General features: G+C 63.1%; 17 protein-coding genes and 1 tRNA gene. 12 read left to right on the forward strand and 6 right to left on the reverse strand.

Annotation, left to right across the window (positions count from 1 at the left end):
• Positions 1-3: 3 nt before the first annotated feature.
• The 4 genes from FHS69_RS06475 (at position 4) to FHS69_RS06490 (ending at position 2,891) form a co-directional block, all read left to right on the forward strand.
• On the forward strand, positions 4-927 hold the full coding sequence (locus tag FHS69_RS06475) for a cation diffusion facilitator family transporter (RefSeq protein WP_166777088.1): 924 nt from the start codon (positions 4-6) through the stop codon (positions 925-927).
• Complete coding sequence (locus FHS69_RS06480; RefSeq protein WP_067462660.1) at positions 927-1,496, forward strand: sigma-70 family RNA polymerase sigma factor; 570 nt, start codon at positions 927-929, stop codon at positions 1,494-1,496. Before FHS69_RS06475 ends, FHS69_RS06480 begins: the two co-directional genes overlap by 1 nt.
• Positions 1,493-2,227, forward strand: a complete 735-nt coding sequence (locus FHS69_RS06485) for an anti-sigma factor (protein WP_166776961.1) — start codon at positions 1,493-1,495, stop codon at positions 2,225-2,227. The genes FHS69_RS06480 and FHS69_RS06485 overlap by 4 nt, the downstream gene beginning before the upstream one ends.
• A 94-nt stretch (positions 2,228-2,321) precedes the next feature.
• Positions 2,322-2,891, forward strand: a complete 570-nt coding sequence (locus FHS69_RS06490) for a fasciclin domain-containing protein (RefSeq protein WP_166776962.1) — start codon at positions 2,322-2,324, stop codon at positions 2,889-2,891.
• Between the two features lie 166 nt (positions 2,892-3,057).
• Here the strand turns inward: FHS69_RS06490 and clpX are convergent, their stop codons facing one another.
• Both clpX and FHS69_RS06500 read right to left on the reverse strand, forming a co-directional pair.
• On the reverse strand, positions 3,058-4,323 hold the full coding sequence (gene clpX / locus FHS69_RS06495) for an ATP-dependent Clp protease ATP-binding subunit ClpX (protein ID WP_067462655.1): 1,266 nt from the start codon (positions 4,321-4,323) through the stop codon (positions 3,058-3,060).
• A gap of 187 nt (positions 4,324-4,510) precedes the next feature.
• Positions 4,511-5,206 (reverse strand): ATP-dependent Clp protease proteolytic subunit, encoded by a 696-nt coding sequence (locus tag FHS69_RS06500; RefSeq protein WP_067462652.1) that lies wholly within the window; start codon positions 5,204-5,206, stop codon positions 4,511-4,513.
• Positions 5,207-5,511: 305 nt separating this feature from the next.
• On the opposite strand from FHS69_RS06500, the gene FHS69_RS06505 reads away from it, so the two are divergent.
• Both FHS69_RS06505 and FHS69_RS06510 read left to right on the forward strand, forming a co-directional pair.
• Positions 5,512-7,557, forward strand: coding sequence for a TonB-dependent receptor plug domain-containing protein (locus tag FHS69_RS06505; RefSeq protein WP_243844535.1), 2,046 nt, complete (start codon positions 5,512-5,514; stop codon positions 7,555-7,557).
• A gap of 53 nt (positions 7,558-7,610) precedes the next feature.
• Entirely contained in the window at positions 7,611-8,969 is a 1,359-nt protein-coding gene (locus FHS69_RS06510; RefSeq protein WP_341801728.1) for a cation:proton antiporter, read from the forward strand.
• Between the two features lie 80 nt (positions 8,970-9,049).
• Here the strand turns inward: FHS69_RS06510 and tig are convergent, their stop codons facing one another.
• Both tig and FHS69_RS06520 read right to left on the reverse strand, forming a co-directional pair.
• Positions 9,050-10,621, reverse strand: a complete 1,572-nt coding sequence (gene tig / locus FHS69_RS06515) for a trigger factor (protein WP_166776963.1) — start codon at positions 10,619-10,621, stop codon at positions 9,050-9,052.
• Between the two features lie 63 nt (positions 10,622-10,684).
• Positions 10,685-10,769 (reverse strand) — tRNA-Leu (locus FHS69_RS06520).
• A gap of 133 nt (positions 10,770-10,902) precedes the next feature.
• On the opposite strand from FHS69_RS06520, the gene FHS69_RS06525 reads away from it, so the two are divergent.
• Genes FHS69_RS06525 through FHS69_RS06535 form a run of 3 tightly spaced genes read left to right on the forward strand, consistent with a single transcriptional unit; the run spans position 10,903 to position 11,628 of the window.
• Positions 10,903-11,109, forward strand: coding sequence for a hypothetical protein (locus FHS69_RS06525; protein WP_151885363.1), 207 nt, complete (start codon positions 10,903-10,905; stop codon positions 11,107-11,109).
• Positions 11,110-11,130: 21 nt separating this feature from the next.
• Positions 11,131-11,304 carry a hypothetical protein gene (locus tag FHS69_RS06530; protein ID WP_166776964.1) on the forward strand — a complete coding sequence of 58 codons (174 nt, stop codon included), beginning with the start codon at positions 11,131-11,133 and terminating at the stop codon, positions 11,302-11,304.
• A gap of 39 nt (positions 11,305-11,343) precedes the next feature.
• The gene (locus tag FHS69_RS06535) at positions 11,344-11,628 is read left to right on the forward strand and encodes a DUF3297 family protein (RefSeq protein WP_067462640.1); all 285 of its coding nucleotides are present in this window, start codon (positions 11,344-11,346) and stop codon (positions 11,626-11,628) included.
• Here FHS69_RS06535 and FHS69_RS06540 read toward each other — a convergent pair whose 3' ends face one another.
• Positions 11,629-12,207, reverse strand: coding sequence for a CHAP domain-containing protein (locus FHS69_RS06540; protein ID WP_166776965.1), 579 nt, complete (start codon positions 12,205-12,207; stop codon positions 11,629-11,631).
• 122 nt (positions 12,208-12,329) lie between these two features.
• Between FHS69_RS06540 and der the strand changes: the two genes are divergently transcribed.
• From der to FHS69_RS06555, 3 genes are all read left to right on the forward strand, one after another.
• Positions 12,330-13,730, forward strand: a complete 1,401-nt coding sequence (gene der / locus FHS69_RS06545) for a ribosome biogenesis GTPase Der (protein WP_166776966.1) — start codon at positions 12,330-12,332, stop codon at positions 13,728-13,730.
• Positions 13,731-13,738: 8 nt separating this feature from the next.
• Positions 13,739-14,233, forward strand: coding sequence for a DUF2721 domain-containing protein (locus tag FHS69_RS06550; RefSeq protein WP_067462633.1), 495 nt, complete (start codon positions 13,739-13,741; stop codon positions 14,231-14,233).
• A gap of 117 nt (positions 14,234-14,350) precedes the next feature.
• A complete protein-coding gene (locus FHS69_RS06555; protein ID WP_166776967.1) occupies positions 14,351-14,557 on the forward strand; it encodes a hypothetical protein in 207 nt (68 codons plus the stop codon).
• Between the two features lie 51 nt (positions 14,558-14,608).
• Here the strand turns inward: FHS69_RS06555 and bfr are convergent, their stop codons facing one another.
• Positions 14,609-15,100, reverse strand: a complete 492-nt coding sequence (gene bfr, locus FHS69_RS06560) for a bacterioferritin (protein ID WP_067462627.1) — start codon at positions 15,098-15,100, stop codon at positions 14,609-14,611.
• Positions 15,101-15,115 lie beyond the last annotated feature (15 nt).

Genomic DNA, 15,115 nt, shown 5'->3' on the forward strand with positions numbered 1-15,115 from the left:
GCGATGGGAGCGGGCCACAGCCATTCGCATGATCACGGGCACGTGCATGGCCACACGCACAGCCATGCGCCCGCGGATTTCGGCAATGCCTTCCTGATCGGCATCGTCCTCAACACTGCATTCGTAGTGATCGAAGCCACCTACGGCTGGATTTCCGGCTCGATGGCGCTGATCGCCGATGCGGGCCACAATCTTTCCGACGTCCTCGCCCTGCTGCTTGCCTGGGGAGCAAGCGTCGCGGCGAAGCGCCCTGCATCGCAGCGCTTTACCTATGGCTACAAGAGCTCGACCATCCTTGCCGCGCTGGCCAATGCCGGGCTGCTGCTGGTGGCGATCGGCGCGATCCTGTTCGAGACCCTTCACCGCATGGCCGAACCCGCCCCGGTCCAGGGCGAAACCATGGTGGTGGTCGCCGGGATCGGAATCGCCATCAATGCGGGCACCGCCGCGCTGTTCATGCGCGGGCAGGACGATATCAACATCCGCGGCGCCTTCCTGCACATGGCGGCGGACGCACTGGTCAGCCTGGGCGTGGTGATCGCCGGCCTGGCCATCATCTGGACGGGGGCACGCTGGATCGATCCCGCCGTCAGCCTTGTGATCGTGGCGGTCATCGGTTGGGGCACATGGGGCCTGCTGAAGGACAGCGTCGCGATGAGCATGCTGGCGGTCCCACGCGGCATCGCGGAATCCGATGTGCGCGCTTACCTTGCCGCGCTTCCCGGTGTGGAAACGGTGCACGACCTGCATATCTGGCCGATGAGCACGACCGAAACCGCACTGACCGCGCATCTGGTGATGCCGCAGGGGCACCCGGGGGATGCCTTCCTGCGCGACGTGGCGCACGACCTCGAACACCACCACCGGATCGGGCATCCCACCATCCAGATCGAAACCAGCCGCGCAGACTGCGGGGCGGGCTGCTGATGCGAGCCGCCAGCACCGAAGCGCGCGAACGCCTGAAGGCGGCGATGCTGCGGCTGGCGGCGGGCGAGCGTGCCGCGCTCGAAGACATCTATCGAGCGACTTCGGCGAAACTATTCGGCATCTGCTACCGTATCTTGGGCGACGAGAAGGAAGCCGAGGACGCGTTGCAGGACGTCTATCTCACACTATGGCGACGGGCCGACCGGTTCGATCCCGCAAGGGCAAGCCCGATCTCGTGGCTGGCGACCTTTGCGCGCAATCGCGCGATCGATCGCCTGCGTTCGGGCAAGGCCCGCCGCAGCGCGGTCCCTGAAAGCGAGGCTGCGCCGATTGCCGACGCCAGCCCGCTAGCCGAGGCGATGCTGATCGACGCCGAGCGCGAAGCCCGCGTACACGGCTGTCTCGACACGCTGGACGAAACCCCGCGTGATGCGATCCGCACCGCCTTTTTCGAGGGCCGGACCTATGCCGAACTGGCCGAGAGCATGGGTGTCCCGCTCGGCACGATGAAGAGCTGGATCAGGCGCGGCCTCGCGAAGCTCAAGGCTTGTATGGAGGCGGGCGAATGACCGGCGACGAACTGCTCGCCGCCGAATTCGTTCTGGGCCTGCTGGAGGGCGAGGAGCTCCTGGCGGCGCGTGCGCGTGCGCAATCCGATGCGGCCTTTGCCGAAGAGATCGCAATTTGGCAGGATCGGCTGGCACCGCTGGCGGATACGATCGCGCCGCGCACACCGCGCGCCGAACTGTGGCCGCGTATCGAAGCAGCGCTTGCATCGGAGAGCGAAGCGGCTGGAAGCGAAAGCGCGAAGATCATATCGCTGCGCAAGAATTTGCGGCGCTGGCAATGGGCCGGGGGTTTCAGCGCGGCCGCCGCAATCGTGCTCGCCTTCCTCGCACTGCCCCAGCTCATCTCCCCCGGCCTCGATACCGACGAACCACTGCCGGCTGCGGTGCAGCAGGCGCGGCTTGCCGCCACCATGCCGATCGAAGGCACCTCGCTTAGCCTTGCCCTCACCTATCTGCCCGAAGACGACAGCCTGCTTGTCGGCGCGGTCGGCCTTGCAGCCGATGGCGTCCACGACCACGAGATCTGGTTCGTGCCGGATAGTGGCGGTGACCTGGTTTCGCTGGGTGTGGTCACTCCGGGCCGCGTGGTGGCGCATGATGTGCCGGAACGGGTGGCGCGGACGTTGCACGAGGGTTCGCAACTGGTGCTGACCCGCGAACCGCTGGGCGGAAAACCGCCCGATACCGCTGCCGGGCCCGTCGTCGCGGAAGCGCGCTTCACCACGATCTGACATTTTTTTCGGGGTCGCCGCATCCGCAGCGGCACCGACTTCGTAACTCGGCGCACAGGCTGGACGGGGCCATGTGCAAAAGGAGAGTTACACCATGTCGATTTCAAAGCAGCTCAAAGCCGCAGCATTTGCCTCGATCTCTGCGATGGGCGCGTTCGCGCTTGCAGCGGGAAGTCCTGCACTGGCCGATCATCACGGCAAGAAAGCCGAACAGAGCCAGCCGAACATTGTCGCCACCGCCATGAGCACCGGTGTCCACGACACACTGGTCGCCGCGGTGAAGGCAGCAGGCCTCGTCGAGACGCTGAGCTCACCCGGTCCCTTCACCGTGTTCGCACCCACGGACGACGCATTTGCCGCGCTGCCTGCCGGCACGGTCGACAGCCTGCTCCAGCCGGAGAACAAGGGCCAGCTGACGCGTATCCTTACCTATCATGCGGTGGCCGGAAACATCGATTCCGCCACGCTGGCCAAGGCCATTCGCGAAGCCGGCGACACTTACGAATTCGCGACCGTGGCCGGCGAAACGCTGAGCGCGAGCTTCGACGGCCACGCCATCGTGGTCACCGATGGCGCGGGCCGCCAGACCAAGGTCGTCCAAGCCGATGTGATGACGAGCAACGGCGTGATCCACGTCACCGATGGTGTGTTCCTGCCCGGCTAAAAAGTCCCCCGAGTGCCGCTCCGGGCCACCCATCACGGTGCGGCACCCTCCTGTCCCCGTCCGGCGCTCCGCAGAGGCCGGGCGGGGATTTTTACACATGACGAATCAAAGGCGCGCCGCATGCCAGAACATGCGACGCGCTTTGAATTTCTCGTAGAGCGATCAGCTAGGCAGCTTCTTCCTCGTCCTTCTTGCCGCCATGGACCTGGATCGGCTCTTTCTTGCCTTCGACCACGTCCTTGTCGATCACGATCTCGGTCACCCCGTCCATGTCGGGCAGGTCGAACATCGTGTCGAGCAGGATCGCTTCGACGATCGAACGCAGGCCGCGTGCGCCGGTCTTGCGCAGGATGGCCTTCTCGGCAATCGCGCGCAGCGCCTCGTCGGTGAAGGTTAGTTCGACGTCTTCGAGCTCGAACAGCTTGTGATACTGCTTGGCAATGGCGTTCTTGGGTTCCTGCAGGATCGTGACGAGCGCGTCGACATCGAGGTCGTGCAGCGTCGCGATCACCGGAAGGCGGCCGACGAATTCGGGGATCAGGCCGAATTTGAGCAGGTCTTCCGGTTCGCTCTTCTCGAGCAGTTCGCCAACGCGACGCTTGTCCGGATCGGACACATGCGCGCCGAAACCGATCGAGCGCTTCTGCAGGCGATCGGCAATGATCTTGTCGAGACCGGCAAATGCGCCACCGCAGATGAACAGGATGTTCGTGGTGTCGACCTGCAGGAATTCCTGCTGCGGGTGCTTGCGGCCACCCTGCGGCGGGACCGAGGCGGTGGTGCCCTCCATCAGCTTGAGCAGCGCCTGCTGCACGCCTTCACCCGACACGTCACGCGTGATCGAGGGGTTTTCCGCCTTGCGGGTGATCTTGTCGATCTCGTCGATATAGACGATGCCGTGCTGGGCCTTCTCGACGTTGTAGTCCGATGCCTGCAGCAGCTTGAGGATGATGTTTTCCACATCCTCGCCCACGTAGCCCGCTTCGGTCAGCGTGGTGGCGTCGGCCATGGTGAAAGGAACATCGAAGGTGCGTGCGAGCGTCTGTGCGAGCAGCGTCTTGCCCGATCCGGTCGGCCCGACGAGCAGGATGTTCGACTTCGCCAGTTCGACATCGCCCGCCTTCGCGCCATGCTTCAACCGCTTGTAGTGGTTGTGCACCGCGACCGACAGGACGCGCTTGGCGCGGTCCTGGCCAATCACGTAATCGGCAAGCGTGGCACAGATTTCGGCCGGCGTGGGAACATCGCCCTCTTTCTTGCCGGTCAGCCCCGCCTTGGTTTCCTCGCGGATGATGTCGTTACACAGCTCGACACATTCGTCGCAGATGAACACCGTCGGGCCCGCGATGAGCTTCCTCACCTCGTGCTGCGACTTGCCGCAAAAGCTGCAATACAGGGTCGATTTGCTGTCGGTTCCGCTCAACTTGGTCATATCCTAACGTCTTTCCCACGCCCCCGTCGGCAGATTTCCGACTGTAGGGGTCATGGGATTTGGGTCAATATCATAGGTAACACCCAGCCCTTGCTGCAGGCTGAAGCGGCAAGGTTGCCAAAGTCCTACGACATTCTTGCAACAGTTACCCGCAGGCCCGCGCCTGCGGGGTCACTGCCGCACCCGATTACTCGGGCGCGCCGCCCGAACCTTCGGCTTCGCCGCCTTCAGTTTCGGGCCGGGTTTCGAACACCTTGTCGACAATACCGAACTTCATCGCTTCGTCGGCCTCGAGGAAGGTGTCGCGGTCCATCGCCTTCTCGATATCGTCGAGGCTCTGGCCGGTGTACTTAACATAGAGATCGTTCATGCGCTTCTTGATGCGCAGGATCTCGCGGGCCTGGATCTCGATATCCGAGGCCATGCCGCGCGCACCGCCTGAAGGCTGGTGCACCATGATGCGGGCGTTCGGAAGCGCGATCCGCATGCCGGGCTCGCCCGCGGCCAAAAGGAAGCTGCCCATCGAGGCGGCCTGACCCATGCACACCGTCGAAACGCGCGGCTTGATATACTGCATGGTGTCGTGGATCGCCATGCCGGCCGTCACCACGCCACCGGGCGAGTTGATGTACATGCTGATGGGCTTGCTGGGGTTCTCGCTTTCAAGAAACAGCAGCTGCGCGGTGATCAGCGATGCCATGCCATCTTCGACCTGCCCGGTGACGAAGACGATGCGTTCACGCAGCAGACGGCTGAAAATATCGAAGCTGCGTTCGCCGCGGCTGGTCTGCTCAACGACCACCGGCACCAGCGCACCGGTAACGGGGTCGCGGGTGAACTGGCCCTGGGTGCCGTGGGCATCGCTGCCGAACAGGTCGATCATGAAAATTCCTCTTATCGGGTCAATCGGCCGCCTATGTCGCCATGCTGCGGGCGATGTTCAAGGGTCTTAACCCTCGAAAGCCGCGGATATGTCGACCACGGGGGATTTCGGGCCGGTTTCTCCGGAGCACCGCCCTTCGCCGACCGAGGGCTTACCGTTCGGAATCCGTTTGTCGGCCCCCGAACGCTATCGGTCGAGGGCGAATTGGCGCGACCGCCTACAAGCGTAAACGGAAGCTCGATACGAGAATATGGGAGGGTTCAATTCTTATCAGGTCGAGCAAGGCGCTGATCGGTGCTTCAACGATGGCAATCGCCGTCATGGGCACCGTACCGGCATATGCGCAAGATGATCAGCAGCCTGCCCCGGCCGCAGCGAATGGCGATGCGCAGGTATTCGAGCCCGCGTATTTCGCGCAGTTCGCACCGCGGAATGCGCTCGATATGGTCGACCGGATTCCCGGATTCAGCATCAGCGGAGGCAACGATCAGGGTCAGCGCGGCCTGGGTCAGGCGACGCAGAACGTCATCGTGAATGGCGAGCGGTTGTCGAGCAAGTCGGAAAGCGTGCGTGACCAGTTGCGTCGTATCCCCGCAACCGACGTGGTGCGGATCGAAATACTCGACGGCAATGCCACCAGCATCCCCGGTTTGACCGGACAGGTGGCCAATGTGGTCTACACCAGCAACGGCGCGTCCGGGCAGTTCGAATGGACCACCGGCTTCCGCCCGCACAATACCGAAGCCCAGCTTTTCGGGGGCGAGATCTCGGTCATCGGCAGCAGCGGGGCGCTCGATTACACGGTCTCGCTGTCGAACGAGAACAACCGCTTCGGTGCGGATGGGCCGGTAAGCATCACCGATCGCGACGGCGCATTGATCGAAAGCCAGTACAGCAAGCTGTCGGGCAAGTTCGACAACCCGAAGATCTCGACCGCCTTTTCCTACGATTTCGGCGGCAATGTGACCGCCAACCTCAATCTCAGCTATGGCAGCGACTTCTTTTCGCGCAAGGAGCCCGAAACCGCAATCGACAGCGCCGGGGTCACACGCACTCGCGAGGCGCTGGTCGAGGAAGACGGCCCCGAATACGAACTCGGCGGGGATATCCAGTTCCCCTTTGGCCCCGGCTCGCTCAAGCTCATCCTGCTCGAGCGGTTCGAACGCGACAATTACAGCTCGACCGTCATTGATCGCCTCTCCGACGATAGCCCGCCACGCGGTTTCCGCTTCGAGCAGACCAATGGCGCAGGCGAGCGCATCGGCCGGCTCGAATACGATTGGAAACTGTGGGGGGCCGACTGGCAGCTATCGGGCGAAGCCGCCTTCAACCGGCTCGACCGCCGATCCCGCCTGTTCGAACTGGCCCCGGGTGGCGAGTTCGTCCAGCTTGCCTTCCCGCAAGGCAATGGCGGTGTGACCGAAGATCGCTACGATGCCAGCCTCAGCATTTCCCGTTCGCTATCGTCCACCCTGTCGGTGCAGGTCATCGGCGCGATGGAATTCTCGACCATCGAGCAAACCGGCTTCGCCGTCAATTCGCGGAGCTTCAAGCGGCCCAAAGGATCTTTCGCCGCGACCTGGAAGCCCCGCGACGATTTCGACATTTCGGTCACGCTGGCCAAGCGCGTCAGCCAGCTGTCCTTTGGCGATTTTCTCGCCTCCGTGTCGCTCAACAACGACAACCAGAACGGCGGCAACAACGAACTGGTCCCATATCAGAGTTACAACGTCGAGATCGAGGCGAACAAGACCTTCGGTGCATGGGGCTCGCTCAAGCTCGAAGCCCGCAAAGCGTGGTTCGAGGATTTCATCGACTGGTTTCCGCTTCCCGGCGGAGGCGAAGCGCGCGGTAATATCGGCGATGCCGACCGACTGCACCTCCAGGCCAATGCGACGATCAACCTCGACCCGCTCGGGTTTCGCGGGGCCCGGGTCGATCTCGAAGTGGTCAAGCGCGACATGAATGTGATCGATCCCTTCACGGGTCTCAACCGCCCGTTCTCCTACGACCAGGAAGGGTCGTTCGAAATCGATTTCCGCCATGACGTTCCAGGAACCGATTGGGCGTGGGGCGCCAATCTCGATCATTTCGACCAGGCGCCCTACGCCCGCCGCTTCGAGATCGGGCGCGAATGGGAAGGCAAGGTGTTCGGCTCGCTGTTCATCGAGCACAAGGATGTCCTCGGGCTGACGGTGCGCGCGCGCGCCAACAATCTGCTCGGCGCGCGCGACTACTTCCAACGGACGGTCTTTGACGGCCCGCGGCCGGAAGGCGCTGTCCGCTTCGAGGAATACCGGAGCCGCCGGATCGGGCCGATCTTCCGGCTGACCGTCAGCGGCGATTTCTAGCCCCGGGGGACCCCGCCCCTCCTTCGCGCGTTGAGCACGCAAGGGAGACCCCGGTGGAAATCGATCCGCGTATTCTGATGTTCGTCGTGTTCGGCGTGGGGCTGACGCTGGCTGTGATGCTCGAGCGCTGGCTTGCGCGGTACTGGTTGTCGTTACCGATCCTCTATGTCGCGGTCGGCTTCGTCATCTGGTCGCTGCCGCTGGGGCTGCCGCATTTCAATCCGACGGTGGATGGCTTCGATGCGATCACGCTCGAATATGCGACCGAATTCATTGTCATCGCTTCATTGATGGCAGCGGGGATCGCGATCGACCGGCCGGTAAGCTGGCGCAATTGGCGTCAGATCTGGCCGCTCCTGCTGATCGCGATGCCGCTTACCATCGGCGCGGTGGCGCTGCTCGGATGGTGGGCACTGGGGCTCGCTCCAGCCAGTGCGATACTGCTGGGCGCCGCGTTGGCGCCAACCGATCCGGTGCTCGCACGAAGCGTGCAGGTCGGCCCTCCCGGCGAAGACCAGCGCCATGACGTCCGCTTCAGCCTGACGGTCGAAGCAGGCCTCAACGATGGTTTCGCCTTCCCCTTCACCTACCTTGCCATCGCCGCGGTGGGTATGACCGCTCTGGGCGGATGGACCATCGAATGGGCATGGCTCGACCTCGGTTGGCGTATCCTCGCCGGATGCGCAGTCGGCTGGGCGGTTGGCCGCATCGGGGCGTGGTATGTGTTCGAGCGCGAAGCCGACGCGCCGATCAAGGAGATCGACGAAGAAGACGATCTGGCCGCACAGCCCAGCTATTCGACCAGCGAGGGGTTAATCGTGCTGGGCACGCTGCTGCTCGCCTATGGACTGGCCGAAATGGCGGAGGGCTACGGCTTCCTCGCGGTTTTCGTGGGAGCCGTGACCGCGCGGCAGCGCGAGAATCGCAGCCGCTATCACAAGATCAGTCACCACTTCATCGACCAGATCGAGCAGATCGTGCTGGTCGCGGTCCTGTTCGGTTTCGGCGCAATGCTGGCCAGTGGCGTTCTCGCCGCGCTGACATGGCAGGCCGCGCTGGTCGGACTGGCGCTCCTCTTCGTCATTCGCCCGATTGCGGGCCTTCTGGCCGAGCTCAGAAGCGGCCTTCCGATGATCGGCAAGCTTGCCGTGGCCTTCCTCGGCGTGCGCGGCATGGGCTCGATCTATTACCTCGCCTATGGCCAGAACCACGCCGATTTCGAACAGGTGGATCTGCTATGGGCGACGGTCAGCTTCGCCATCCTCGCCTCGATCGTGGTGCATGGCGTGGTGTCGGGACCTTTTATCCGTCACGTCGAGAACCGCCGCGCGCATATCCATGCCGGCCAAGACAGCAGCATGGCCTCGCTGTCGCCTGACGAACCACACAGGCACCGCCGACGCTCGGCATAAGGGGGCTCTTGCTCCGGTAACGAAAAGGGGCGGCGAACCCGAGTTCGCCGCCCCTTGGTCATGTCGGTGCCATCCGCGGCTTACTTCTTCGGCGCTGCCTTCTTGGCGGGCGCCTTCTTGGCAGCAGGCTTCTTGGCCGGAGCCTTTTTGCCGTCATCCGCCTTCTTCGCGGCCGGCTTCTTGGCTGCAGCCTTCTTCGCGGGAGCCTTCTTGGCTGCGGGCTTTTCGTCCGCATCCTTGTCAGCTGCCTTCTTCGCCGGAGCCTTCTTGGCCGCCGGCTTCTTCTTGGCGGCAGCCTTCTTCTTCGGCTTTTCGTCGGTGCTTTCTTCGGCTTCGATCGCCGCCTCGAGTTCCTCGCGGGTCACTTCGCGGTCGGTGATCTCGGCCTTGTCGAACAGGAAGTCCACGACCTTGTCTTCATACAGCGGTGCGCGCAGCTGGGCAGCAGCCATCGGGTCCTGCTGGACATACTGGACGAAACGCTCGCGATCTTCGGCACGATACTGCTGGGCCGCCTGCTGGATGAGCATGTTCATCTCATTGCCATTGACCTCGACGCCGTTCTTCTGGCCGATTTCCGACAGCAGCAGGCCGAGGCGGACGCGACGTTCGGCGATCTTGCGATAGTCGTCCTTCTCGTCTTCCATTTCCTTGAGCATCGCTTCGGCATCGTCCGACTGCGCTGCTTCCTGCTGGAGCTGTGCCCAGATCTGTTCGAATTCGGCATCGACCATGCCCTGCGGCACGGGGAAGTCGTGGCCGGCGGCGAGCGTGTCGAGCAGCTGGCGCTTCATCTGCGTGCGGGTGAGGCCCGAAGTCTCCTGTTCGAGCTGGCCGCGCAGCAGTTCCTTGAGCTTGTCGAGATTCTCGAGGCCGAGGTTCTTGGCGAATTCGTCGTCGATGGCAGTGTCGGTCGGGACCTTTACCTGCTGGACGGTGACGTCGAACTGCGCGTCCTTGCCCTTGAGGTTTTCGGCCGGGTAATCTTCGGGGAAGGTGACCGTGATGGTCTTCTTGTCGCCCGTCTTCACACCGGTAAGCTGCTCTTCGAAGCCGGGGATGAACTGGCCCGAACCGATAACCAGCGGCGTGTTTTCCGCCTTGCCGCCTTCGAATTCGACACCGTCGATGCTGCCGACGAAATCGATGATCAGCTGATCGCCGTCGCCAGCCTTCTTGGTCTTGGCGGCATCCTTGTAGCTCTTGTTGTTCGAGGCGATGCGCTCGACCGCTTCGCCCACCTGCTCGTCGGTCACGGGAACCGTCAGGCGTTCGAGTTGGAGGCCATCAACTTCGGGAGCTTCGATTTCGGGCAGGATTTCGACATCGACGCTCAGCGAGACATCCTTGCCTTCCTCATAGCCTTCGTCGAGCTCGACCTTGGGCTGCATAGCGGGACGCAGCTTGTTGTCGGCCATCACCTTGTCGACCGATTCGCGAATCATGTCGTTGACCGCCTGCGCGTGAACCTGCTCGCCGTGCATCTTGCGCACCAGGTTGGCCGGCACCTTCCCCGGGCGGAAGCCGGGCATCTTCACCTGCGGAGCGATCTTCTTCACTTCGCTGGTGACGCGCTCGTCGATATCCTTGGCCGGAATGGTGACGGTATAGGCGCGCTTCAGGCCTTCGTTGGCGGTCTCTTTGATCTGCATGGGTTGAAACTCGTGACTTTCCAAAAGCGAATTGGTGCAAGGGGCTTCACGCCGCGGCGGCACTGGTGCGGGCGAAGGGACTCGAACCCCCACATCTTTCGATACTGGTACCTAAAACCAGCGCGTCTACCAGTTCCGCCACGCCCGCTAACCCGAACGAAGCTGCGCGAGAGGCGCTAGTCCTTCGCGTGTAGGCGCGTGCCTCTAGTAGGATGCGACGGATTGCGCAAGCGCGGCGACCGATAGCGGAACAGCGAGAGGCCAGCGAGCGTTTCAAAGGCATGCGCGACTACGAAACACCCGAAACACCCGACGGCACGCCGCCGGTCGTCGATCCCGCCAAGAAACGTCGGCAGGGCGCGGAAAGACCTTCCGACAACAAGCGCGGTGAAAACGACCGCGCTGCCGAGCGCGCCTTGGCTCCCGCGCAGGAGGGCGGACGCGATGGCGCCGGTGAGGCGGACCTCGACAAGTCGCGCTCCGACTGAGTTACCGCAAGAGGACAGCCCATGGCTACGCAGCCCGACCCCGATACGATAGATCCGAGTTCGCCCGACGAAATGCCCCCGGCGAGCCCGCCGGACGAGGCGCCGATGGAAGATCCGCCGGGCTTTGAACCGCCGCAGCCGGATTTCGACAGGCCCGATCGCAGCCCGCTGGAAACGCCCCCGCCTCCCGATTGATCTTGCCCGTCGGAGCACGCCGCAGTATCGGCCCGCGCCATGAGCGAAGAAACCACCAGCCAGACCCCGCCCGACCGTCTCTCGGTCAACCCCAAAAGCGAGCACTTCCAGGTGGAAGTGCTCAAACGTGGCGTGGGTATTCGGTTCAAGGGCAAGCAGCGCACAGATATCGAAGAATATTCGATCTCCGAAGGATGGGTGCGGGTTCAGGCGGGCAAGACCGTCGATCGCCGAGGTAACCCGTTGACGCTCAAGCTGACGGGGCCGGTCGAAGCCTGGTACGAAGATCTGGGCGACGACGCGCCCGTTGCCAAGGCCGACTGATCAGTCGGAAAACTCGGCAAAGGCGCTGAGGAACCGGCGCGACGTCTGCTTGCGCGCAGGCGCCATGGCGATCTGCCGGCGGGGCTCGGCACGACCATCTCCATAGATGAAGCCATGCACGGGCCATGCAGTTCTGCCCACATCGCCCAGCGGGGCATACCAGACACGCACTTCGGTCCAGTCATTGGCGGGCGAAACGTCTATGGCGAGCACGTCTTTCTCGACCTGCCCACGGCGACCATTGATCGGCGACCAGTTCGCATGGTCGAGCAGCACACGGCGCGAATCGAGCACGCGGCTCACCGCGGCCACATGGCCAAGCTGCATGTTGCGATGCGGACGAAAAGCCATGACCGCGCCCGGGCGCGGCGTATTGCCGGTGGCATAGCGGCCCTGCGCCTGGCTCCACCAGGTATGCGCATCGCCATACAGTTCGATGCCTGATACGTCGCGCGCATAGGGCACGCATTGCAGGTATGCGTCGAGCTCGGCGGCGTGGCTGCGGTAACCATCGTAACCGTCGGCCAGCGCGGGGGAAGCGCATGCAACCAGGGCGAGAGCGGCAAGTTCTTTCCTCATGGGCGGCAGGACTATGCCGCTTATCCTTGCCGACACCCTTCGCCTTATGGTTAACGCGAATTAACCATCAGTACTGCTGCGGCTTGCATTACCCCGCGCAAAACGCCACTTGCCGCGGCAATATGGTACCCAATTCATCCAAGCCCACGGTGATCATCATCGGCCGGCCGAACGTCGGCAAGTCGACGCTGTTCAATCGTCTGGTCGGCAAGCGCCTCGCGCTGGTCGATGACCAGCCCGGCGTCACGCGCGACCGGCGCTTCGGCGATGCTGCCATAGCCGGGCTCGAATTCCAGATCGTCGATACCGCCGGGTGGGAAGACGAGGATGAGGAAAGCCTGCCGGGTCGCATGCGCAAGCAGACCGAGGTCAGCCTCGAAGGCGCCGATGCGGCCATGTTCGTGTTCGATTCGCGGATCGGGCTGACCCCGCTCGACGAAGAAATCGCGCGCTGGCTGCGCGAACAGGCGGTTCCGGTCATATTGGTGGCCAACAAGGCCGAGGGCAGCCAGGGCGATGCGGGCATCTTCGAGAGCTTTTCGCTCGGCTTCGGCGAACCGGCGGCGATCAGTGCTGAACATGGCGAAGGCATCGCCGATCTGTTCGACCACCTCTGGCCGATCATCGGCGCCAAGGCCGAAGCGGCGGAGATCGAGGCCGAAATCGACGAGGAGGACGAGGAAGCGCTGCTTGCAGGGCCACTCAAGCTCGCCATCGTCGGCCGTCCCAACGCGGGCAAGTCTACCCTGATCAACCGCTTGCTGGGCGAAGATCGCCTGCTGACCGGCCCGGAGGCCGGGATCACGCGCGATTCGATCGCGATCGACTGGGAATGGCACGATCCGCGCAGCGGTGAGGATCGCGAAATCCGCCTGATCGACACCGCCGGCATGCGCAAAAAGGCGCAGGTCATCGACAAACTCGAGAAGCTGTCGGTGGCTGACGCGCGGCGTGCGGTCGATTTCGCCGAGGTCGTCGTGCTGTTGCTCGATGCCACGCGCGGGCTCGAATCGCAGGATCTTCGCATCGCGAACATGGTGCTCGAAGAAGGGCGTGCCCTGATGATCGCGATCAACAAATGGGATGTCGCCGAAGGCGCGAGCGCGCTTTTCAATGGTATCCGCGACGCGCTCAATGAAGGGCTCGCACAGGTTCGCGGCGTGCCTCTGTTCGCGGTCAGCGCAAAAACCGGCAAGGGATTGGACCAGATGCTCGGCGGCGCATTCGAACTGCGCGAAGCCTGGAGCCGCCGCGTACCGACCGCTGCGCTTAACCGCTGGTTCGATGACGCGCTGGAAGCCAATCCGCCGCCAGCCCCCAAGGGCAAGCGGATCAAGCTGCGCTACATCACCCAGGCCAGCATTCGCCCGCCGCGCTTCGTGGTGTTCGGCACGCGTCTCGACATGCTTCCCAAGAGCTACGAACGCTATCTGGTCAATGGCATTCGTGACAAGCTGGGCTTCGATGCGGTGCCCGTGCGCGTGGTGCTCAAGAGCCCCAAGAACCCCTTCCAGAAGGACTGAGGCCAACCATGCTCGATATCCTGTCCGGCATCGGGGCGATCGAGTTGATCGAGCGTACGAGCTCCACCCTGCGCGTGCAGCAGGTGGTGCAGTTGAGCCTCGCGCCCGCTTTCCTGCTCGCCGGGATCGGCGCCGTGATGAATGTCATGACCAACCGGCTGATCTGGGTGGCGAACAAGATCGAACGCATCCTCAACGCGGGCGAAGAGGGCGATGTCGAGGCCATGCGCGCCGAATTGCCCGCACTGGAGTTGCGCCGGATTTTCGCGCAGCGCGCGGTGATGCTGAGCACCGCTTCCGCGCTCACCATCAGCGTGGTGATCGTCCTGCTGTTCATTTCCGCTTTCGTGACCACACCGCTGGGCACGCTCGTGGCGGTCATGTGGGTGATTTCGATGGGGTTCCTTGTCGCCGGGCTGGGATCTTTCCTCATGGAAACGCGTACCGCGGCGAAGCGCAACCGCGAACGCATGCGCGAGCGGCGGGCCCGATCAACGGCCTAACGCGATTTTCGCACCGGTTCGGACAGGATGAAGACATTCGCGCGACGGTTGGCGCACACCCGTCCGCTGCGGTTCATCAAGCCATGTCATAACGCCTCGCAGACACGGAGGCAGGCAATGAACCGGCTACGCATCGCAATTCACGGGTCTACACGGGATCCGGACGCGGCCATCGCGCTCGAAGCGCTCGATATCGCCACCGCTCTCACGATCGCCGATATCAATGTCGGGTCTGGGGATGCCGAAATCTGGGACGGTGAAACGCGGCTGGCGCGGCTATCCAAGCATGCGGGTCGTCACGCGACCTTCTGGCGGGTCAGCTAAGCTGTACGCTCGCCAAGACCCGGCTTTCCTGTTTCGGCAATGACCGACCGGTCAGCCGGCCTCGCCTTCGCCGGCGGGCTTGCTGTTGAGCTGGACGTAGTTCTCGAGGCCCATTCGTGCGATCATGTCGAACTGGGTTTCGAGGAAATCGACATGCTCTTCCTCGCTCGCGAGGATGTCCTCGAAGATCTGCCCGGAAGTGAAATCGCGGACCTGCTGGCAATATTCCGCGGCTTCCTTGAGCAACGGGATCGCTTCCATTTCCATCGCGAGGTCGGCCTTGAGGATTTCCTCGACCGTCTCGCCGACCTTGAGTTTGTGGATGGCCTGGAAGTTGGGCAGCCCGCTCAGGAACAGTATCCGTTCCGCGAGAATGTCGGCGTGCTTCATCTCGTCGATCGATTCGTGCCGTTCGTAATCGGCAAGACGGCTGACGCCCCAATCGGCGAGAACGCGATAATGCAGCCAGTATTGATTGATCGCGGTCAGTTCATTGGTGAGTGCCTTGTTGAGGTACTCGATGACCTTCTGATCGCCCTTCATGCTACCGACTCCTTG

Origin of the sequence: Qipengyuania flava, from assembly GCF_011762005.1 — a bacterium.
GTDB lineage: Bacteria > Pseudomonadota > Alphaproteobacteria > Sphingomonadales > Sphingomonadaceae > Qipengyuania > Qipengyuania flava.